This is a genomic window from Nonomuraea salmonea, assembly GCF_042428605.1.
GTDB classification, from domain to species: domain Bacteria; phylum Actinomycetota; class Actinomycetes; order Streptosporangiales; family Streptosporangiaceae; genus Nonomuraea; species Nonomuraea salmonea.
Genome location: NZ_JBHMCF010000012.1, coordinates 139845 through 159504, shown reverse-complemented (window position 1 = coordinate 159504; position 19660 = coordinate 139845). Strand labels below are relative to the sequence as shown.

Here is a 19660-nt window from a genome sequence, read left to right as displayed (position 1 = left end):
GTGCGACGGTTCACCCAAGGTCTCTACGGCTACGCGGTAGCCCTCTTCGTCTGCCTCGCGGGGGCCGGGCTGTTCCTGCTGGTCACCCCGCAAAGCCGCGATGAGCACATTCCGCGGCTCGACTACTCCATCACCGTCGCCAACTTCGGCCACGGCGTGCCGTACGGTGTGTGGGCGCCGCAGCAGGACCCGCCCGGGTGGGTCCCCAACAGCAACAGGATCGCCGACGGCGAGAACGGCGCGAAGGTCCTCTACCTCGGCTACGCCACCGCCAAGCGCGAGCACGCGATGTTCGCGCAGAGCGACGAGCAGCCCGCCGCCGGGTTCGCCAGCCGCATGGCCAACAGCGACAAGGCCGTCGGCACCCAGCAGATCGGCGGCGTCGCCTGGGAGCAGCGCTTCCGCGAGGACAAGAACCAGCGCTCGCTCGTCCGCGTCCTGCCCGACGTCACGCTCGTCGTCACCGGCACCGCCGACTGGCCCGAACTCGCCGACCTCGCCGGCCGCCTCCAGCAGCGGCCGAAAGGCTGAGCACGGGCGCCGGCGCGTCTAGGCTGGACGGCGTGGCAGACGAGAAGGCGCCCGCGGGCGAGAAGACACTCTCCTACGAGCAGGCCCGCGAAGAGCTCACCGAGGTGGTGCGGCGGCTGGAGACCGGCGGGCTGACGCTGGAGCAGTCGATCGAGCTGTGGGAGCGGGGGGAGAAGCTGGCGGCCGTCTGCGAGGAGTGGCTGCAGGGCGCCCGCGTCAAACTCGCCGCCGCCATGGCCCGCCGCACCGACCCCAGCACATCCGACGACACCCCCTTCTGACCCCCGACTCCCGAGCCACTGGCCTCGGCCTCCGGCCCCTCGCCCGCCTTCCGGCTCCGGGTTTCCGGCTCCGGGTTTCCGGCCAACGGCCGCTGGCCCCGCCAATGGCCGTCGGGCCCCTTGGCCCTTGGCCCCGCCTATGGCCGTCGGGGCCCCTGGCCCCCTGCCCCCACCCATGGCCCTCGGGCCCTTGGCCCTTGGCCCCTGGCCTTCGGCTGCGGGCCCGGTGCCGGGCCTCTCGTCCGAGCCTCCGTTTTCAGGCGGCGGTGCGGGTGAGGGCTATGACCGGGATGCGGCGGGTGGTCTTCTTTTCGTACTCGGCGAAGCCCGGGGCCTGCTCCACCATGCGGGCGTAGAGGCGGTCGCGTTCCTCGTCGCCCACGAAGTCCGCCTTGGTCACGAAGGTCTCCTTGCCCACCTCGATGGTGGCCTCCGGGGTGGCGCGGAGGTTGTGGTACCAGGCGGGGTTGTTGTCGGCGCCGCCGTTGGAGGCGATGACGACGTAGCGGTCGCCGTCCGCCAGATACACCACGGGCGTGGTGACGTCCCTGCCGCTCTTGGCGCCCTTGGTGGTGAGCAGCAGCAGCGGCTGGCCCTCGAACATGCCACCGACCCGGCCCTCGTTGGCCCGGAACTCCTCGATGACCTTCGCGTTGAAGTCGTTCACGATTCTCGGCTCCTCGTCCCACTAATCGGAGAATTCTCCGCTTGAGGCAGCCTAACCGGAATTCTCTCCGCTTGTCATCGGTATGCTCGACCCCGTGTGGGAACGTCGCCTTCTGCCCGTCATCGGCCAGCCGCAGCCGGAGCGAGCCGACGCCGTACGCAACCGGCGCAAGATCCTCGACGTGGCGGCCAGGATGATCATCGAGCACGGCACCGACGGCCTGTCGCTCGACGAGGTGGCCCGCGCCGCGGGGGTCGGCGTGGGCACGGTCTACCGGCGTTTCGGCGATCGTACGGGACTGCTCATGGCCCTGCTGGACGAGCACGAGCGACGCTTCCAGGAGGCGTTCCTCGCCGGCCCGCCACCGCTGGGCCCCGGTGCGCCGCCCGACGAGCGGGTGATCGCCTTCCTGCACGCGCTCGTGGACCGCATCGTGGCCCAGGAGGACCTGTACGTGCTGCTGGAGCGCAGCCGCAAGGCGAACATCGGGATGGGCCCGTACGGGCTGCACCACGTCCACCTGGCCGCGCTGCTGACCCAGGTGCGGCCGGGCACGCCCACGGCCTACCTGGCCGACGCGCTGCTCGCCCCCGCCAACGCCTGCCTGATCGCCTACCAGCGCCACGAACGGGGCATGACCGTCGACGACATCAAGGCGGGACTGACCCTGCTGGCCGAGTCGGTCATGCGCTGAGGTCAGCCGTCTTCCTCCGCGCGGACGTTCAGGCGGTCGTCGCTCAGCCGGATCGTCAGGCGGGAGCCGGGCGCGACGTCCTTGGCCAGGCGGACGACGTCGCCCGACGGGTGCTGGACGATCGCGTAGCCGCGTTCGAGCGTCGCGGCGGGGGACAGGGAGACCAGCCGGGCCCGCAGATGGGCCAGGTCGTCGGCGGCCCGGTCGAGCGAGCTCGACAACGACCGCCTGGCCCGGTCGCGCAGCGCCTCCGCCTGCTCGGCGCGGCGCTCCAGCTCGCGTACGGGATCGGCGAGCGACGGCCGGGAGCGTACGGAGGTCAGCCAGGACATCTCGCGATCGAGCCAGCCGCTCATCACCCGGCGGCCACGGTCGCGCAGCTGGCGCACCAGCGACAGCTGCTCGCCCACGTCAGGCACCACCTTCTTGGCGGCGTCGGTGGGCGTCGATGCGCGTACGTCGGCCACCAGGTCGAGCAGCGGGCTGTCCTGCTCGTGGCCGATCGCGCTGACCACGGGGGTGCGGCAGGCGGAGACGGCGCGTACCAGCGTCTCGTCGGAGAACGGCAGCAGATCCTCGAGCGAGCCGCCGCCCCGGGCGATCACGATGACCTCGACCGAGGAGTCGGCGTCGAGCTTGCGCAGCGCCTCGGTCACCTCGCCCACCGCGTACGGCCCCTGCACGGCGACTTCCTCGACCTTGAACGTCACCGCCGGCCAGCGCCGCCGGGAGTTCTCCAGCACGTCGCGCTCGGCCGCCGACTCGCGCCCGCAGATCAGCCCGATCGTGCCGGGCAGGAACGGCAGCCGCCGCTTCCTGTCGGCGTTGAACAGGCCCTCGGCGGCCAGCAACTGCCGCAGCCGCTCCAGCCTGACCAGCATCTCGCCCACCCCGACGGGGCGCATCTCCAGCGCGGTGAAGGCGAACGAGCCCCTGTTGACCCAGAAGTCGGGCTTGACGTGCAGCACCACCCGCGAGCCGTTGGCCGGCCGCGGCACCGTGGCCTCGTAGACGCCGCGCGGCGCGGTGACCCTGGCGGACACGTTGGCGATCGGGTCGCGCAGGGTCAGGAACACCGTGCCGCCGCGCGCGCTCAGGTCGGTGATCTCGCCCTCGACCCACACCGTGCCGAGTTTGCCGATCCAGCCGCCCACCATCTGCAGGACCGTGCGGATCGGCAGGGGAGACTCGGGCGAGGTCTTCGAGGTCATGCTGGGAAGACTACGGGGTCCTGTGGGGGTTACTCCGCGGCCTGGAGCTTGGCGAGGCGGTTCTCGAACATCTTGATGACCTCGGGGCGCGCCGTCGTCGCCTTCTCGTACGCCAGGTAGTCGCCGATCTGCTCGGCCGTCTTGCCGCGCATCCTGGCGCGCAGGGACGCGACGGTGAGCTGCCCGTAGCCAGGCAGCGGCTCGGTCATGTCCACCTTGGCGGGGGAGGCGGCCGGCTCGGGAGCGGCGGCGGGCTCGGGCGCCGGCGCGGGCTCCTCGGTCGCCGCTGCGGGCTCGGGCGCCGCGACCGGCTCAGCGGCCTTCGACTCGGTCGCCTTCGGCTTGGCGGCCTTGGAGGTCTTGGAGGTCTTGGAGGTCTTGGCCGGCTTCTCTGCGACCGGCTCCTCGACGGCGGGCTTCTCTGCGACCCGCTCCTCGACGGCGGGCTTCTCTGCGACCGGCTTCTCGACGGCGGGCTCGGCCACGGCCTTGGGCGCGGCAGGGGCGACCACCGGAGCAGCGGGCTCCGGAGCAGCCTCAGCGGCGGCGGCCTCGGGCTTGGGCTCGTCGGTCTTGGCGGGGGCGAAGATGACCGGGTCGGGCTTGGTCTTGGCGACGCCGTTCGGCTCGGGCCGCGGCGCGAAGATGACCGGCTCCTTGCGGGCCGGCTTGTCGTCGTCCTCGGTCTCGGCGGGCTTGGCGGCGACCTGCTCGGCGGCGGAGGGACGGGAGTCGTACTCCTCCTCCTCCTCCTCCTCGCGCTCCTCCTTGCCGCCCTTCCCCTTGATCGAGTTCTTCATGCGATCGACGAGCAGCAGCGCCTGCCCGGCGGCGCTCAAGGTGGTCTGGACGACGAGCAGCGGCAGGTCCTTGGCCTTCTCCTTGAGCTCGTCCTTGTTGGTGACGGTTTTAGCGATGTTGCGTAGCACGTCGCTGAAGGACATGTACGTCTCCCTGGGAGGTCAGTTTTGGACGGCCAGTCTGGCGCACCGCGGGCGGGCACCGCACGCGCAGGCCGATTGGCCGCTCCACGTAGCATAAGAAGTATGGAGCCCCAGACCCCCACTTCCCGCCGAGTCCTCGTAGCCAAGCCACGGGGCTACTGCGCCGGAGTCGATCGAGCCGTCGTCGCGGTCGAGAAGGCGCTGGAGCAGTACGGCGCGCCGGTCTACGTCCGCAAGCAGATCGTCCACAACACGCACGTGGTGAAGACCCTTGAGGCCAGGGGCGCCATCTTCGTCGACGAGACCGAGGAGGTGCCGGAGGGCCAGATCGTGGTCTTCTCGGCCCACGGCGTCTCGCCCGCGGTGCACGAGGAGGCCAGGCAGCGCAACCTGCGCACGATCGACGCCACCTGCCCGCTGGTGACGAAGGTGCACAACGAGGCCAAGCGGTTCGCCAAGGACGACTACGAGATCCTGCTGATCGGCCACGAGGGCCACGAGGAGGTCGAGGGCACCTCGGGTGAGGCGCCCGAGCACATCAGGCTCATCGACGGCCTCGACGCGGTCGACCAGGTCGAGGTGAAGGACCCGAGCAAGCTGGTGTGGCTGTCGCAGACCACGCTGTCGGTCGACGAGACCACCGAGACCGTCTCGCGGCTCAAGCAGCGCTTCCCCAACCTGCTCGACCCGCCGAGCGACGACATCTGCTACGCGACCCAGAACCGGCAGGTCGCGGTGAAGGAGATCGCGGCCGAGGCCGAGCTGGTCATCGTCGTCGGCTCCGACAACTCCTCCAACTCCAAGCGGCTGGTGGAGGTGGCGAAGGACTACGGCGCGCAGGCGTCGTACCTCGTCGACAACGCCGACTTCATCCGCGACGAGTGGCTCGACGGCGTCACCACGGTGGGCGTCACGAGCGGCGCGTCGGTGCCGGACGAGCTGGTGCAGGAGGTGCTCGCGCGGCTGGCCGGCCACGGGTTCGGCGACGTGACCGAGGTCGAGCCGGTGCAGGAGAGCATGCGCTTCGCGCTGCCCCACGAGCTGCGCAAGGACCTGCGGGTCTCTTAGTCCTCGCCGCGCGGGGTGCCGTACACCTTGGGCTCGAAGTACCCCTCGGGCTCGGGCACGAACGACTGACGCGGGCGCGCGGCCTCCGCGCCCGCCTTCAGTTCTTCGCGCAGCTCGCGCACGTTGTCGCGCAGGCCGCGCCGCCAGGCCACGCCGAGCACGATGGCCGAGCCGGCGAACAGCCAGGGCGCGCCGCGCGTCATCGACGTGTAGAGGCCGAGCGCCAGCGACTGCACGATCGACACCGACCCGAACGCCCGCCCGAGCTCGACGAACAGCGTGGCGCAGAAGAACACCAGCGGCGGCGTCACCACCAGCGACAGCAGCTCGCGCCGGTTGACCAGCAGCACGCCGAGCGCGCTGGCGAGCACGAACGCGGCCCCCACGACGTGTTCGACGTCGAGCAGGGCGGCGAGCACATAGCCCGCCAGAGTGGCGACCAGGGCGAGCGCGATGGCACCGCGAGCCGTCAGCCTGACGGCAGAACGCCTGCCCTTCTCACCCACGTGGCCCACCCCCATTTACTGCGACCCGTTGGCCAACTTACCGTTCGCGTGGGTTATCAGAGATGAGGTTTCGAGCAGTTCGGGGGAGGCCAAAGGCCTGGGCAGCCCTTCGAGCATCTCCGGGGCGTCGAGTTCGCCCTCGACCACGCCCAGATCGTTAAGTTTGCGCGCGGTGACCAGGACGCGGCTTTCGAGAGATCCGACCGACTTGTTGTACGCCTCCACGGTCCGCGTCAGCGCCCGGCCGAGCGACTCGACGTTCCTGCCCAGTGACGACAGCCGCTCGTACAGCTCCTTGCCCAATTCGAACACCGTGCGCGCGTTCTCGCTGAGCGCCGCCTGCTGCCAGGCGTAGTGCGCGGTGCGCAGCATGGTGATCAGCGTGGTCGGGGTGGCGATGTGCACCCGGCGGGTCATCGCGTACTCCAGCAGCCCTGGGTCGCGTTCGAGCGCCGGCGCGAGGAACGCCTCCCCGGGGATGAACAGCACCACGAACTCCGGCGACGGGTTGAACCCCTGCCAGTACGCCTTGGCCGCCAGCCGGTCGATGTGCTCGCGTACGTGCCTGGCGTGGGCGTCGAGCCGGACGGACGCGAGCGACTCGTCGGCCGCCTCGGCCGCCTCCAGATAGGCCGCCAGCGACACCTTGGAGTCGACCACGATGTTCTTGCCGCCGGCGAGCCTGACGACCATGTCGGGCCGCATGGAGCCCTCGGTGACCTGCTCGTCGAAGTCGCAGAAGCGCTGCATCCCGGCGATCTCGGCGACCCTGCGCAGCTGCAGCTCGCCCCACCGCCCCCGCGCCTCGGGCCGCTGCAGCGCCCTGACCAGCGCGGTCGTCTGCGAGCGCAGCTGCTCGTTGCTCTGCCGGACGAACTCCATCTGCTTGGCCAGCTCGGCCCGTGCCACCTTCTGGCCCGTCTCGGTGTCGCGCAGCTGCTCCTCGACGCGGGCGAGCGCGTCCTTCAGCGGCTCGACCAGGTGCTCGACGGCCTGCCTTCGCTGGTCGAGATCGCCCGCGGCCTCGGCGCGGGTGGCGGCGAGGCGCGTCTCGGCGAGCTCAAGGAAGCGGATGTTGTTGACGTCGAGCGCCCGCGTGGACAGCGCCTGGAACCGCTCGGCGAGCTGCTCCTCGACGTAGACGAGCTTCTCGGCGGACGCCTTCGCCCTGGCGTCGGCCTCGGCGACCCGCACCGCCGCCCGCGTCCGCGCGACGAGGAACCCGACGAGCAACCCGACGGCCAGACCGATGACAAGCGAGACGACGTCCACTCCAGCGATGATGGCAAAACTTGGGGCCGCGCTTCTTCCCGACACGCTTGGGCGTTCCGCTTGTGCGGTCCATCGACGGTCACGCAGAGTACAGGGATGAACACGCTCCCGAAGGTGGCCGCCGCCTGCGGCGCCCTGGCGCTCACGCTGATCGCGCTGGCCGGGGCCGTCGTCGCGGGCTCGCAGACGGGCGTGCGCGAGACCGGCCCGCCGCGTCCGGTGCTGCGCTGGTCGCCCGGCGCGTGCGTGACGGCCGACTACGCGCTCACCGCGTGCAACGGCGGCCGGTCCGAGGTGGTGGCGCTGGCCTCCGACCCGCCCGGGCCGGGCGAGTGCCCGGTGGATACCGACGACGTGCTGCGGGTGGGCGAGGGCAGGACGGCGTGCGTACGCAACTTCCTCGATCCGCACCCGGGCGCGCCCGGCGGGGGCGGCGGCCTGCTCAGGCCCGGCGACTGCGTCTCGCTGGACGGCCGCGAGCACCCCTGCGCGGGCTCCGGCTGGTACGGCCGCGCACTCGCGCTCGCCCCCGCCCCCGAGACCTGCCCTGACGGCACCCTCGACACCCTCCAGGCCGGCGCCCAGGTCCTCTGCCTCGGCCGGGGCGGTCAGGTGCTCGACGAGGGCGCCTGCGTGGCCGAGCCGCCCGCGAACGTGACCGCCAGGTCCGCCCTCACCCGCGTGCCGTGCGACGCGCCGCACGCCTGGGCGAAGGTGCTCGCGTTCACGTCCTCGCCCGATGACTGCCCGGAGCGCGCGCGCCGCTACCTCCGCGCCGAGGGCGGCTATCGTCCGGTTACCTGTCTGTACGTCGCCAGCCAGTAAACTCGCTGACCGTGAACGAGCGCAGCGAGGCGACAACCAGCAGTCAGAGACTTCCGCGAGAGACGGAGCCGCTCCGATGAGTCTGTCCATCGGCATCGTCGGTTTGCCCAACGTCGGCAAGTCCACGCTGTTCAACGCGCTGACCAAGACCGGCAACGCGCTCGCGGCCAACTACCCGTTCGCCACCATCGAGCCCAACGTCGGCATCGTCGGCGTGCCCGACGACCGGCTGCCCGTGCTGGCCGAGATCTTCGGCTCGGCCCGCATCCTGCCCGCCAAGGTCGAGTTCGTCGACATCGCGGGCCTGGTCAAGGGCGCGTCCGAGGGCCAGGGCCGGGGCAACCAGTTCCTCGCCAACATCCGCGACACCGACGCGATCTGCCAGGTCATCCGGGTCTTCAGCGACCCCGACGTGACCCACGTCGACGGTGAGATCTCTCCCAAGCGCGACATCGAGACCATCAACACCGAGCTGATCATGGCCGACCTGCAGACGGTGGAGAAGGCCGTGCCGCGCCTGCAGAAGGAGGCGCGCAACAACAAGGACAAGAAGGCCGCGCTGGAGGCCGCGGAGGCCGCGCTGGCCGTCCTGGAGACCGGCAAGACCATCTTCGAGAGCGGTCTCGACCGCGACGAGCTGCGCGAGCTCCACCTGCTCACCGCCAAGCCGTTCCTGTACGTCTTCAACCTCGACGCCGACGAGCTGACCGACACCGCGCTGAGGGAGCAGCTGTCCACGCTGGTCGCGCCCGCCGAGGCGGTGTTCCTCGACGCCAAGATCGAGTCCGAGCTGGTCGAGCTCGACGAGGAGGAGGCGCTGGAGCTGCTGCAGTCGGTCGGCCAGGAGGAGTCGGGGCTGCGCCAGCTCGCCAGGGTCGGCTTCGAGACGCTCGGCCTGCAGACCTACCTGACGGCCGGCCCGAAGGAGACCAGGGCCTGGACGATCCGCAGGGGCGCCACCGCGCCGGAGGCGGCCGGCGTGATCCACACCGACTTCCAGCGCGGCTTCATCAAGGCCGAGGTCGTCTCGTTCGACGACCTGGTGGAGGCCGGCTCCATCGCCAGCGCCCGCTCGGCCGGCAAGGCCAGGATCGAGGGCAAGGACTACGTCATGCGCGACGGCGACGTCGTGGAGTTCCGCTTCAACGTCTGAGCGCCCCGCCGCCCGCCAATCACGCTCGGTGATCTTCGCTTGCGGTAGGTTACCGGCGGCGGACGGCGGTGCAGCCCGTCTGGCGTGCTCATTCCCGGCGGCCGTCCATCGCTTGCCGCCGGGACAACTGATGCGTCAACCATTCTGGGCCCCCGCGCGTCGAATCGTCACGGCGTTCACGCTGACTCGGGAGGCCCTCATGATCCGTCGCATCATCCGGAAACGACGCCCGGCACCCACCCTCACCGGCATCAGCCTGGAGGAGGAGCTCGCCCTCATCAGGGTCGAGCTGATGTACGGCCTGCGCGTCAACCGCGAGGAGTACCTCCGCAGGAAGGTGGACGAGCGCAACGAGATGGCCACGCGCATGCGCGAGCGCGAGCCCGCCGAGATGCTGGCCGATCTGCGCCACTCGCTCGAGCGGTCGGTGCGCCCGACCGTCGTCGACCTCCACAGCAGGCGCCAGGCGCGCGCGCACCAGGACCCAGAGCCCGCCTGAGCACAGGTTTCCATGCTGCCCGGCCGTGACCTCCGGCGCGCGAGCCATGCCGATTCCGCAGGTCGGGACAGTTCATGCCTGTTTTGGACAGGAATCCGTGGCCGCCGCGCTACCCGATTTTAGGCGTCTGGCCTGGTCAAAAGCTGTTTCTGCCGGGAACTGACAGGAATCGGCACTGCGGCCTGTCATACGGGCCCGGTTTGCCGTGCGGACGGTCATGCCGCAGCATGGGCGTGGCTTTCCTGGAACAATGGCGGAGACCGGATAGGGTGGCTACTTCACCGCGGATGATGGGGATCGGCAACGGACGACACCGCGCCAGCCGGGGGGATCGGCGCGAGCGGAGGCGTGATGGCTCGTAGGTCTACCGTCCACGATCCTCGGATCGCTGACGGCCCCGGGCTTTCCGCAACCCTTGACACGGCTGACTTCGACGCGCCGCCGCCGCGCCGGCCGCGGCGTGGCGGCTGGTCGGGTGGCGGCGGGCGCTGGCTGGTATGGACCGGCCGCGTCATTCTCTGGGCGCTTATTGTGGTTATCGTGGTGAATGGGATTCGTGCCCCATTTGAGCGGTTTACCCAGCAAGAGCCTGCGACGCCCAATGGCGCCGTGCAGGCCGACCATGGATTCCCGACCGAGCGCGGCATGGCATTCGCCGCCCAGTTCGCCGGGGTCTATCTCAATTTCAGCCCGGAAGACGCGGCGAGCAGGTCGGGCAAGCTCGCCGCATTCCTCGCGGCCGGCATGGACCAGCAGATGGGCTGGGACGGCTACGGCAAGCTGGCCGCCGTCGCGATCCAGCCGTACGACGTCGAGGTCACCGACGCCCAGAACGCCGTGGTCAGCGTGGCCTTCCAGTCGGGGCCCAAGCGCATGATCCTCACCGTGCCCGTCTACTTCTCCGGCGACGACGCCGGGCGCTTCGTGGTCTCGGGCCGCCCCGCCATCCTGCCCGCGCCGGCTCCCGCCGACCTGCCCCAGGTCGCCGCGCCAGAGACGGACGACGCCGCGGCGGCGGAGCTGAAGCCGCAGCTCGAAGGCTTCTTCAAGGAATACGCTTCTGGCGACTCCGCCGGGCTGCAGCGCTACGTCGCCGCCGGCAAGAGCCTGCCGAGCTTCGGCGGCACGTTCACCTTCTCGCAGCTCAAGGAAGTCGTGGTGCCTGTGGGGGGTGCCACAAGAGAGATCCAGGCGGTCGTGGTGTGGGCCGTGCAGAGCGATGCCCCATCACCATCTCCCGATGCCACCGACCCGGCCGTGGTCGGGGGCACGCTCGAGCAGGCCTACCGGCTGACCGTCGAGAAGCAGGGCGACAAATGGTTCGTCGCCGACATCCGCGGCGGCGGCCGGTCCGTTGGATAGACGCACGGCCGCGCTGCTGAACGGTACCCCCCGGGAGGACAAGAAGTGACCTTGAAGACCATATTGCTCACCTTGATGGAGATGACGCCCACGCCGACTCCCACGGGCATCGACACCGGGGGGCTCGCCAACTTCCTGCGGGCGTTCTTCGCCCCGCTGTTCCTCGTCGTCGTCTCCGTGGTGGCGCTGTTCTTCCTCTTCACGCGGGAGATCACCCGTTTCGTACAGTTCCTGATCTTGGCCGTGGCCATCGGAGTGATCTTCTACGTTCCCAACATCATCGAGGTGACGGCGAGGGCGATCGCGGGCGCACTGGGCATCAAGTAAGGGTTGAGACCGCTTTCCCGCGGTCATGTACGAGCGGGTGGAGAGGAGGACCGCGTTGGACCTGCCCACGTATACGAACATCTGGCGTATCGAGAAGCGGCTCTACAAGCTGTACGACCTACGGCTGCCCATGCCGCTGCCCATCGTCTGGATCGGCGTGTTCGTCGGGGTGTTCGTCCCGTGGTCCCTCCTGCTGGTCCTGGTCGGCGTGCCGGTGGAGATGCCCTGGCACGTGCTGTTCCTGGTGCCGCCCGGCATCGTCACGTGGCTGTCCACCCGGCCCGTCATCGAGGGCAAGCGGCTCACCGAGCTGCTGGAGTCCCAGCTGCGCTACCTCGGGCAGCCCAAGGCCTGGTACCGCCTCGCGCCCTCGTCCGAGCCCGAGGTCGTCGCCTTCTCCGGCCGGGTCTGGCGGGCCGCGCCCGCGCGGGTCAAGGCCACCAAGGCCACGCGGGCGGGCAAGGCGGCCAAGGCGGCCAAGGCGCCGCGCAAGGAACGCAGGACGCAGCGGCGCCGCGAGGGTCAGCTCACCGGGCCGCGGCAGGTCCGTCCCGCCGTCGCCGCCGCGGCGGCCGCCGCCTCACAGGCGCCCGTCGCCGAGCCGGCGGCCGGGCGTACGGGGTGGGGGTCCCGCAGGGGTACAGCGCCCGCTCTCAAGGCTCCGGCCCTGCCGGCGGGCACCGGCGCCCCGGGCGGGGGCGTACGGCGCGAGGAGGGCCTCTCAGGCGGCTCTGGGCGCAGCCAGGAACCTGTGCCCCTCATGGACGAGGTCATCGGCACCGCCCGCCGCGCCTCCACCGACCGCATCGTCCTCCACCCGGACATACGAGACGGGGGTGACGCACGAGACGGGGGTGACTCGCGGGGCGGGGGTGACCTGCGGGGTGGCGGTGACCTGCGGGGCGGGGGTGAGGTGTGGGGCGGAAGTGACCTGCGGGGCGGGGGTGACGTGTGGGGCGGGGGTTCTGACATCCGCCGCCGCACCCCCGCCGACGAGCCTTTGGACCCCGCCGCCCCCGACCTCACGGCCGACGAGCCCGCCGCTTCGGAGAGCCCCGCGCCGCGTGGGGCGGACCGCACCGCGGACGGTCAAGAGGCCGATGGGCATGGCGCCGATGGGCATGGCGCCGATGGGCATGGCGCCGATGGGCATGGCGCCGATGGGCATGGCGCCGATGGTGTGGTGAGCGGCGTGGCGGGCAAGCCGATCGACACCGAGGCGCTGCGGCGGCTGCGCAAGCTGGCGGCCAGCGCCGACGCGCCGGCCGAGATGGCGGGCCGAGCCGACACACGGGCCGACGCACAGGCCGACGCACGGGCCGAGGCGGCCTCGCACGTCGAGGGCGGCGGATCTCCGGAGGACGCACGGCACGAGGACGAGATCGCCCGCGACCAGCACAGAAAGGGCCAGCCACCCCGGCTCGCCCCCGGTCTGCTGCTGTCGGGCACCCACCGCGTCTGGCCCCCGCTCAACCCGAACACCAAGCCCACCCCGCGCCCCGCACCCCGCAAGGACGACGAGCAGGCAAAGGGCCGCACCGAGGACCGCACCGAGGGCCGCACCGAGGACCGCACCGAGCACCCCGCCCAAGCCCCGGAGACCGGTCGCGAAGTCCAGGCCGGCCACGACCTTCCGGCCGGCCCCACTCCGTCCCGGACCGACGGCACGAGTGCCCCGGCAGACGAGAGGGAAGCTGCGGCGCCGGAGCCATCGGCCACGGCGTCCGCGCCGGAGGCGGGGACGCCGGTGCCCGCCTCAGGTCCGGCCGCCGAGCCGCACGCGAACGACGACCTGCGCCCGCTCCCCAAGATGCCCGCCACCGAGCCCGGCGAGCTCGCGACCGCGGGCGGGGAAGCCCCGGCCCAGGACACCGTCCAGGCGAGCGGTGAGGACACCGGCAACGACGCCGAGCCGAGGTCGGCCACGGGCGACGCGGACGAGCGCCCGGCCGCGCCGGTGATCGAGCAGGCCGCGGAAGGTGCCCCCACCGATCAGCGCCCGGCCGCTGCGTCCAGCGCTGAGGCGGTCGATGAGAACGAGACCCCACAGGCGAGCGCTGAGCCGAGGAGCACCGAGGGCTCGGCCGCCGGAGGTGAGACGCCGACGGTTGCGGGTGAGCGTGAGCAGGGTCGTGAGCGGTCGCGCTCGGCGGCCGGGCTTGAGGCGGCTGCCGGGAGTCCGACCGTTGCCGGTGCGCCGGAGGCGGCTGAGGGGCAGGTCATTCCGCTCGGCCGGGAGCGCCGGGAGCGCAAGGAGGCCGCCGCCGCGCGTCCGAGCGAGGCGCCGGGCCGAGAGGCCGCCGGCGGGCGTTCGGGTGCGGCGGGCCGGGAGGCCGCTGGCGGGCGTTCGGGTGCGGCGGGGCGTGCGGGTGCCGATGAGCGGTCCGGGCGGGCGGCGGGTTCGTCGCGGCCGGGGCGGGAGATGGCGGCGCGGTTGCCTCGGTGGGATGTGACCGAGCCTGACGACAATGAGGCCGGGCGGCGGGCGGCCGACGTGCCGGTGCCGGGGCCTCGTGGTGAAGGCCGGGTGCGGAGGGTCGAGTCCGTCGTGGGACGCGACTCCGGCGGATGGCGGCGGATCGCTCAGGTCGTCGTCGGCGGTGGCGGGGTGCGTACCGACGGGTCGGAGCTGGACGAGGCGCGGGCCCGCGCGGTGTTCGGCGGCAGCCGCAGGGTCGTCGTGCTGGGGTGCACCGGTGGGGCGGGGCAGAGCACGACGGCGCTGATGCTGGGGCACACCTTCGCGCAGTACAGGGACGACAGGGTGGTGGCGGTCGATGCGAGCACCGGCGGCGGCACCCTGACCAGCAAGATCGAGCCGGAGACCCCCGAGACCCTGACGTCGTTGCTGTCGGGTCTCGACCGGGTCAGCGGCTACCTCACGATGCGGGGATACACCACGCGGACCGCCTCGGGCCTCGAGGTGATCAGCGCGGACACCGACGCGGGCGCCGAGCAGCGGCTCGCGGACCGGTCCTTCTTCTCCGACCGCCGGATCGGCGAATCCATGCGCCTGCTCGACCGCCACTACAAGCTGGCCGTCATCGACCCGGCCGCCGCGCTGGCGGCCAGGTTGCTGCCGTACGCGGACCAGCTCGTCCTGGTGGTGCCGGCGAGCGAGGAGGCGCCGGAAGCGGTGGCGATGACGTACGAGTGGCTCGACGGGCACGGCTGCGCGGAGCTGCGCAGGCGGGCGGTGATGGTGGTCAACGGCGTCAGCAGGCGTTCGATGGCCGACGTCGAGCAGGCGGAGTCGGTGGCCAGGGGCAGGTGCCGGGCCATCGTCAGGGTCCCCTGGGAGGACGACCTGGCGCCTGGCGGCGCGGAGGTGGTCGATCCCGGGCAGTTGCGCGCGGCCGGGCGGCGGGCCTACCTCGCCCTCGCCGGTGTGGTGGTCGCGGGCTTCGCGGCGCAGACCGTACGACCGAGCGAAGAGGAGTTGGCGAGTGACCCCCCGGGCACGAGAATCGGTGAGCGATAAGTGAACAAGCGAGCAGGTCTGGCCCGTTCATGCGCCGAGGGGGCGGCATGAGCAGGGCGTCCCGAGCGCATCAGCGCCTCGCGGTCCGCTACTTCGACGACCGCATCCTGCTCACGGACACCTGCGCATGGGCCTACTTCCGGCTTCCCACGGTCAGCTACGAGTTCGTCACGCCGGAGGAGCGCGAGGCGCTGGCCACCAACATCACGATCGCGCTGGCCGCGATCAGGATGCCCGACGCCGAGGTCCACCTGCGGGTGGCGCACCGCACCTATCCGGCGGCGGAGTGGGCCATGGCGCTGAACGCCACCTCCGACGAGGGGCCCGGCTGGCGCGACTACCTCGAGGAGATGTACCGGCACGTCTGGGCGAAGGACTTCTGGACCAAGGAGGTCTATCTCGGGGTGCGCCTCGGCCCGCGCGGCAAGCAGCTCGGCAGCGGCGTGCTCTCCCAGCTCTTCGGCTTCTACCAGAAGACGGAGAAGACGCTGGGCATGGAGGACGACCACGTACCCGACAGCGAGATCGGCCGGTGGACCGAGTCGGCCGAGCGGCTCGGCAGGGCGCTCGCGTCGAGCGCGCTCTACGCCAGGCACGCCACCTCGACGGAGGTGGCGTGGCTGTTCCAGCACGCGGCGGCGGGCTCGCTCGGTGATCCGCCGCCGTCGGCGAGCCCGCGGCGGCGCTGGGGCAGGGGCGAGATCGAGTCGCTGGTCGAGGGGGAGATCCACAACGGCAGGTCGCTGCTGCGGATCGTGCAGCCCCAGGGCGACTCGTACGTCGCGCATCTGTCGTTCGCGCGCTTCCCCGACCTGATGCCGTTCCCCGACGGCGAGCCGTGGATGCACTTCGCGGACCAGCTGCCGTTCCCGGTGGAGATCTCCTCGCGGATGCGGCTGATCCCGCCGGTGAAGGCGTCGAAGGACGTGGCGCGCAAGCTGGCGCACGCCCGCGACATGGACCACCACATCAGGGAGGCGGGCGCGGAGGCGCCGCTGGCGCTGGCCGAGCAGATCGACGCGGCCCGCATGCTGGAGCACGGCATCACCAAGGAGCGCCTGCCCTTCGTGTACGGCTGGCACCGCCTGATCATCTCGGCCCCCACCGAGGACATCTGCGTGCAGCGCGTGGAGGCGGTGGTGGAGCACTACCGCGACATGGGCATCGACGTGGTCAACTCGACGGGCGACCAGTTCTCGCTGTTCTGCGAGGCGCTGCCGGGCGAGAAGGTCAGGGTCAACGCCTACGCCCAGCGGCAGCCGCTGCGCACGATCGCGGGCGGCATGGCCACGGCCACGGTCGATCTCGGCGACCGGCTGGGCGAGGGCAGCGAGGGCTGGCTGGGGCCGTACATCGGGGAGACGGTCGGCAGGGCGCGCAGCATCGTGCATTTCGACCCGCTGGTGGCGGCGACCCGTAACAGGCCGACGGCCATCGCGATCACCGGCGAGCCCGGCGGCGGCAAGACCACGCTGGCGCTGCTGATGATCTACCAGATGGCGTTGCGCGGCGTGACGGTCGCGGTCATCGACCCCAAGGGCGACGCGGAGTCGCTGGTGCAGCTGCTGGACAAGCGCGGGCGCAAGGCGAGGGTGATCCCGCTCGGTTCGGCGGCGCCGGGTCTGCTCGACCCGTTCTCGTTCGGCGACGACATCGCGGCGAAGAAGACGATGGCCACCGAGACGCTGCGGCTGCTGCTGCCGCGCATGTCGGAGGAGCGCGAGTCGGCGATGATCCAGGCGGTCGCGGCGGTCTCCAACGGCTCCGACCCGTCGCTCGGCAAGGTCGTCGACTACCTGGAGCGGGCCGACGACGCCGCGTCGAAGAACCTCGGCGCGGTGCTGCGCTCGATGTCGGAGATGCACCTGGCGCGGCTCTGCTTCGACCCGTCGGGCGGCGAGCAGATCGACACCGAGGGGTGGACGACGGTGTTCACGCTGGGCGGGCTGACGCTGCCCGACGTGACCACCGGCAGGGAGGACTACTCCTACGAGCAGCGGCTCTCGGTGGCCCTGCTCTACCTGGTCTCCCAGTTCGCCCGCCGGCTGATGAACGGGCTCGACCGCCGCGCGCCCAAGGCGATCTTCCTGGACGAGGCGTGGGCGATCACGTCCACGCCGGAGGGCGCCAAGCTGGTGCCCGAGGTGAGCAGGATGGGCCGCTCCCGCAACACGGCGCTCGTCCTGGTGTCGCAGAACGCCGGAGACCTGCTCAACGAACAGGTGACCAACTGCCTGTCGTCGGTCTTCGCCTTCAGGTCCACCGAACGGGTGGAGGTGGACCACGTCATGTCCCTGCTCGGGGTGGAGTCGTCGGAGGAGCACAAGGCCGTGCTGCGTTCGCTGGGCAACGGCGAATGCGTATTCCGCGATCTGGATGGCAGGGCGGGCCGCATCGGAGTAGACCTGATCTCCGAGGAACTTCTCCGCTGGCTCGACACGAACCCGACACACGACAAACCCGACGGCGCCGGGCATGATGATCTTCAAGGGGGCGTGGGCAGGGCGCAGGAGGTACGGTCATGAAGATCCGGCTATCCCGACGACTCGCGCTGACGCTCGCGCTCGTCACCGGCATCCTGGTGGTTCCGATCGTGGTGGGGGCGGTGGCCACACCGGTCGCGGCGGCCCCCTGTGACCTGTCGGGCCCGCTGTCGCCCGAGATGGTGGGCAGCGGTGTCGACGGCCTGATCCAGCCGCCGGTGCCCGAGGGCGCCCAGCCCGCGGCGACCACCAACTACGCCCAGTTCGGCATGAGCGGCCAGTTCTGGCACACGCACGAGCTGACCTGCTCCGACTACGTGGCCGTGCTGGGCAACATGTGGGCCAACGGCATCTTCACCGCGGCCAAGGCGGTCGACCGGCTGACGATCACGACGTACCAGGCGGCGGCGACCGAGGGACCGCTCCAGTCCATCAAGGACGTCGTCGACGACATCGTCACGAACCTGTCCAACGCCATGTACTGGCCCTTCCTCCGGCCGATCGTCATCCTCGGCGCCATCTGGCTCGCCTGGTACGGCCTGATCCGCAAGCGCGCCACCACGACCGCCGAGGGCGTCATCTGGATGGTGCTGGCGGTCACCGTGGCCGTCTGGTTCTTCAGCCGGCCCGGCGACTTCACCGGCCTCGGCAAGGTCGTCACCGACAAGACGGGCGAGGTCGTCAACTCGGCCTTCGCCGGCCTGCCCGGCGCCGGCGGCGCGTCCTGCCTGCAGCCGCCTGGCCAGGCCGACGCGCAGGTCAGGGCGGGCGGCTACGCGCAGACCGGCACCCCGGGCGTCGACCAGAACGCCGACGCGCTGTGGTCCACGCTGGTCTGCAAGCCGTGGCTGGTGGGCCAGTTCGGCACCGCCGACCCGCAGCAGCCCATCGTGCGCGACTGGGGCCGCAAGGTGCTGGAGATGCAGTCGGTCCCGCAGGCCGTCGCCGGGCAGGCGGCGCCAGACGTGGGAGCCCGCCAGTCCGAATACGCGGACCTGGCCGACAAGCTGCGCAACGACCCCCGCTACGCCACCTTCTCGGGGCGCGACTGGTCCAACCGGCTCGGCGTGGCGGTGGGCGCGTTCATCGCCGCGCTCGTGGCCGGGCTGCTCATCTTCCTCGTGGCGGTCTCGCTGCTGGTGCTCAAGGTGGGCTTCCTGCTGCTCCTGATACTCGGGCCGATCTTCCTGCTGATCGGCGTCCATCCGGGCAGCGGCCGCATCATCGCCATGCGCTGGGTCGAGATGCTCATCGGCACACTGCTGCGGCAGGCCGTGCTGACCATCGTGCTCAGCGTGCTCGTCTACGGGTACGCGCTCATCATCTCCACCGCCATGCCGTGGGGCATGCAGGTGCTGTTCATGGCGTTGCTGACGATCGCGGTGTTCTTCTACCGGCGGCCGTTCCAGCACCTGTTCGCCTCGATGAGCGGCCACACGGTCGCCACCCGCATGCTGGGCGAGGCGGCCGGCTCGCCGGTGCTCGAGCGGTCGGCGGGGGTGCTGCCGCCGGTCGCCTCGGCCAGGATCGGACGCTGGGGGCTGCGGAAGGCCGAGCCCATCGTCAGGGCGGCGAGCGCGGTCAGCGGCACGGGCGCGGCGGCCTCGGCGGCCGGCTCGATGGCGGCCGGGCAGGTCCGCGTACGCGGGGAGGAAGGGGAGGGCACGCCCTCCGGCACCCGCGTACCGGCGACGGCGGCTCCCCTCGACACCGACCAGCAGGGCGGCAAGGCGGCCGGGCGCGTTGTTCCCGAGCCGCGCAGGGGCACCGCGCCGCCGCTCAACCTGGGCGGCGGTCAGGGACGTACGCGGGGTCCGGCAGCGGGTGGTCCCCGGGTCGGCGGCCCGACCACGAACGGCGCTTCAGGAGGTTCCGGAGCCGGGGCCGGGTCGGGGGGCTGGTTCGGCGGGGCGTCGGGTGGCGGCTGGGCCAGGCGCGGCGGCTCCGCGGGCGGCACCCGCGGTTCGGGCGGCGGCACGCGCAGCTCCCGCTTCGGCGGCTCCGGCGGGTCGGGCGGTTCGGGCGGCGGCGGTCGGTCGCGCGGCTCGGGTGGCGGGCTGTTCGGCGGCGGCGGGTCGCGGTCGGGCGGGTCGCGGTCGGGTGGCTCGGGCGGCAACGGGTCGCGGTCCGGCGGCGGCGGGCTGTTCGGCGGTTCGTCCCGTACGGGCGGCGGCGGCAGGTCGGGCGGTGGCACCTCGCCAGGCCCCAGGATCTTCGGCGCCGACGAGCCCTCATCCCGCACCTCCGAGGCACCCCCGCTCTGGCTGCGCAGCAGCCGTGACGGCGGCGGCTCCGGAGGTGACAGCCCCTCCGTGCCGTTCTGGCTCAAGCCGAACAACCCCGACAAGGACTGAGA

17 protein-coding genes are annotated in these 19660 nt (G+C 71.6%); 12 read left to right on the top strand and 5 right to left on the bottom strand.

What is annotated here, in order from left to right:
• Positions 1-531 carry a DUF4245 domain-containing protein gene (locus ACFFR3_RS17190; RefSeq protein WP_364371501.1) on the top strand — a complete coding sequence of 177 codons (531 nt, stop codon included), beginning with the start codon at positions 1-3 and terminating at the stop codon, positions 529-531.
• A 32-nt stretch (positions 532-563) separates the two neighbouring features.
• Positions 564-812, top strand: coding sequence for an exodeoxyribonuclease VII small subunit (locus ACFFR3_RS17185; protein WP_364371498.1), 249 nt, complete (start codon positions 564-566; stop codon positions 810-812).
• Positions 813-1068: 256 nt separating this feature from the next.
• Here ACFFR3_RS17185 and ACFFR3_RS17180 read toward each other — a convergent pair whose 3' ends face one another.
• Positions 1069-1479, bottom strand: coding sequence for a nitroreductase family deazaflavin-dependent oxidoreductase (locus tag ACFFR3_RS17180; RefSeq protein ID WP_364371495.1), 411 nt, complete (start codon positions 1477-1479; stop codon positions 1069-1071).
• A gap of 94 nt (positions 1480-1573) precedes the next feature.
• On the opposite strand from ACFFR3_RS17180, the gene ACFFR3_RS17175 reads away from it, so the two are divergent.
• A complete protein-coding gene (locus ACFFR3_RS17175; RefSeq protein ID WP_379483425.1) occupies positions 1574-2173 on the top strand; it encodes a TetR/AcrR family transcriptional regulator in 600 nt (199 codons plus the stop codon).
• A gap of 2 nt (positions 2174-2175) precedes the next feature.
• On the opposite strand, the gene xseA is transcribed toward ACFFR3_RS17175, so the two are convergent.
• Both xseA and ACFFR3_RS17165 read right to left on the bottom strand, forming a co-directional pair.
• A complete protein-coding gene (gene xseA / locus ACFFR3_RS17170) occupies positions 2176-3384 on the bottom strand; it encodes an exodeoxyribonuclease VII large subunit (RefSeq protein WP_364371489.1) in 1209 nt (402 codons plus the stop codon).
• Positions 3385-3413: 29 nt separating this feature from the next.
• Entirely contained in the window at positions 3414-4328 is a 915-nt protein-coding gene (locus tag ACFFR3_RS17165; protein WP_379483424.1) for a DUF8129 domain-containing protein, read from the bottom strand.
• A gap of 102 nt (positions 4329-4430) precedes the next feature.
• Between ACFFR3_RS17165 and ACFFR3_RS17160 the strand changes: the two genes are divergently transcribed.
• Positions 4431-5396: a 4-hydroxy-3-methylbut-2-enyl diphosphate reductase gene (locus tag ACFFR3_RS17160; protein ID WP_364371483.1), complete on the top strand. Its 966-nt coding sequence runs from the start codon at positions 4431-4433 to the stop codon at positions 5394-5396.
• Here the strand turns inward: ACFFR3_RS17160 and ACFFR3_RS17155 are convergent.
• On the bottom strand, positions 5393-5902 hold the full coding sequence (locus tag ACFFR3_RS17155; RefSeq protein WP_364371480.1) for a DUF6542 domain-containing protein: 510 nt from the start codon (positions 5900-5902) through the stop codon (positions 5393-5395). The two genes, ACFFR3_RS17160 and ACFFR3_RS17155, sit on opposite strands and share 4 nt — an antisense overlap.
• Before the next feature lie 15 nt (positions 5903-5917).
• On the bottom strand, positions 5918-7174 hold the full coding sequence (locus ACFFR3_RS17150) for a DNA recombination protein RmuC (protein ID WP_379483423.1): 1257 nt from the start codon (positions 7172-7174) through the stop codon (positions 5918-5920).
• Positions 7175-7270: 96 nt separating this feature from the next.
• Here ACFFR3_RS17150 and ACFFR3_RS17145 point away from each other — a divergent pair, with 96 nt between their 5' ends.
• The 8 genes from ACFFR3_RS17145 to ACFFR3_RS17110 all read left to right on the top strand — a co-directional run bounded on the left by ACFFR3_RS17145 (position 7271) and on the right by ACFFR3_RS17110 (position 19658).
• Positions 7271-7999, top strand: coding sequence for a hypothetical protein (locus ACFFR3_RS17145; protein WP_379483422.1), 729 nt, complete (start codon positions 7271-7273; stop codon positions 7997-7999).
• Between the two features lie 76 nt (positions 8000-8075).
• The gene (gene ychF / locus ACFFR3_RS17140; protein WP_345390032.1) at positions 8076-9152 is read left to right on the top strand and encodes a redox-regulated ATPase YchF; all 1077 of its coding nucleotides are present in this window, start codon (positions 8076-8078) and stop codon (positions 9150-9152) included.
• A gap of 199 nt (positions 9153-9351) precedes the next feature.
• A complete protein-coding gene (locus tag ACFFR3_RS17135; RefSeq protein ID WP_345390029.1) occupies positions 9352-9651 on the top strand; it encodes a hypothetical protein in 300 nt (99 codons plus the stop codon).
• A 351-nt stretch (positions 9652-10002) separates the two neighbouring features.
• Positions 10003-11013 (top strand): conjugal transfer protein, encoded by a 1011-nt coding sequence (locus ACFFR3_RS17130; RefSeq protein ID WP_379483421.1) that lies wholly within the window; start codon positions 10003-10005, stop codon positions 11011-11013.
• Between the two features lie 75 nt (positions 11014-11088).
• Complete coding sequence (locus ACFFR3_RS17125) at positions 11089-11340, top strand: hypothetical protein (protein WP_345409394.1); 252 nt, start codon at positions 11089-11091, stop codon at positions 11338-11340.
• A gap of 55 nt (positions 11341-11395) precedes the next feature.
• Entirely contained in the window at positions 11396-14821 is a 3426-nt protein-coding gene (locus tag ACFFR3_RS17120) for a TcpE family conjugal transfer membrane protein (protein ID WP_379483420.1), read from the top strand.
• 47 nt (positions 14822-14868) lie between these two features.
• The gene (locus ACFFR3_RS17115) at positions 14869-17346 is read left to right on the top strand and encodes an ATP-binding protein (RefSeq protein WP_364371463.1); all 2478 of its coding nucleotides are present in this window, start codon (positions 14869-14871) and stop codon (positions 17344-17346) included.
• A complete protein-coding gene (locus ACFFR3_RS17110) occupies positions 17343-19658 on the top strand; it encodes a type IV secretion system protein (RefSeq protein WP_379483419.1) in 2316 nt (771 codons plus the stop codon). The genes ACFFR3_RS17115 and ACFFR3_RS17110 overlap by 4 nt, the downstream gene beginning before the upstream one ends.
• Positions 19659-19660 lie beyond the last annotated feature (2 nt).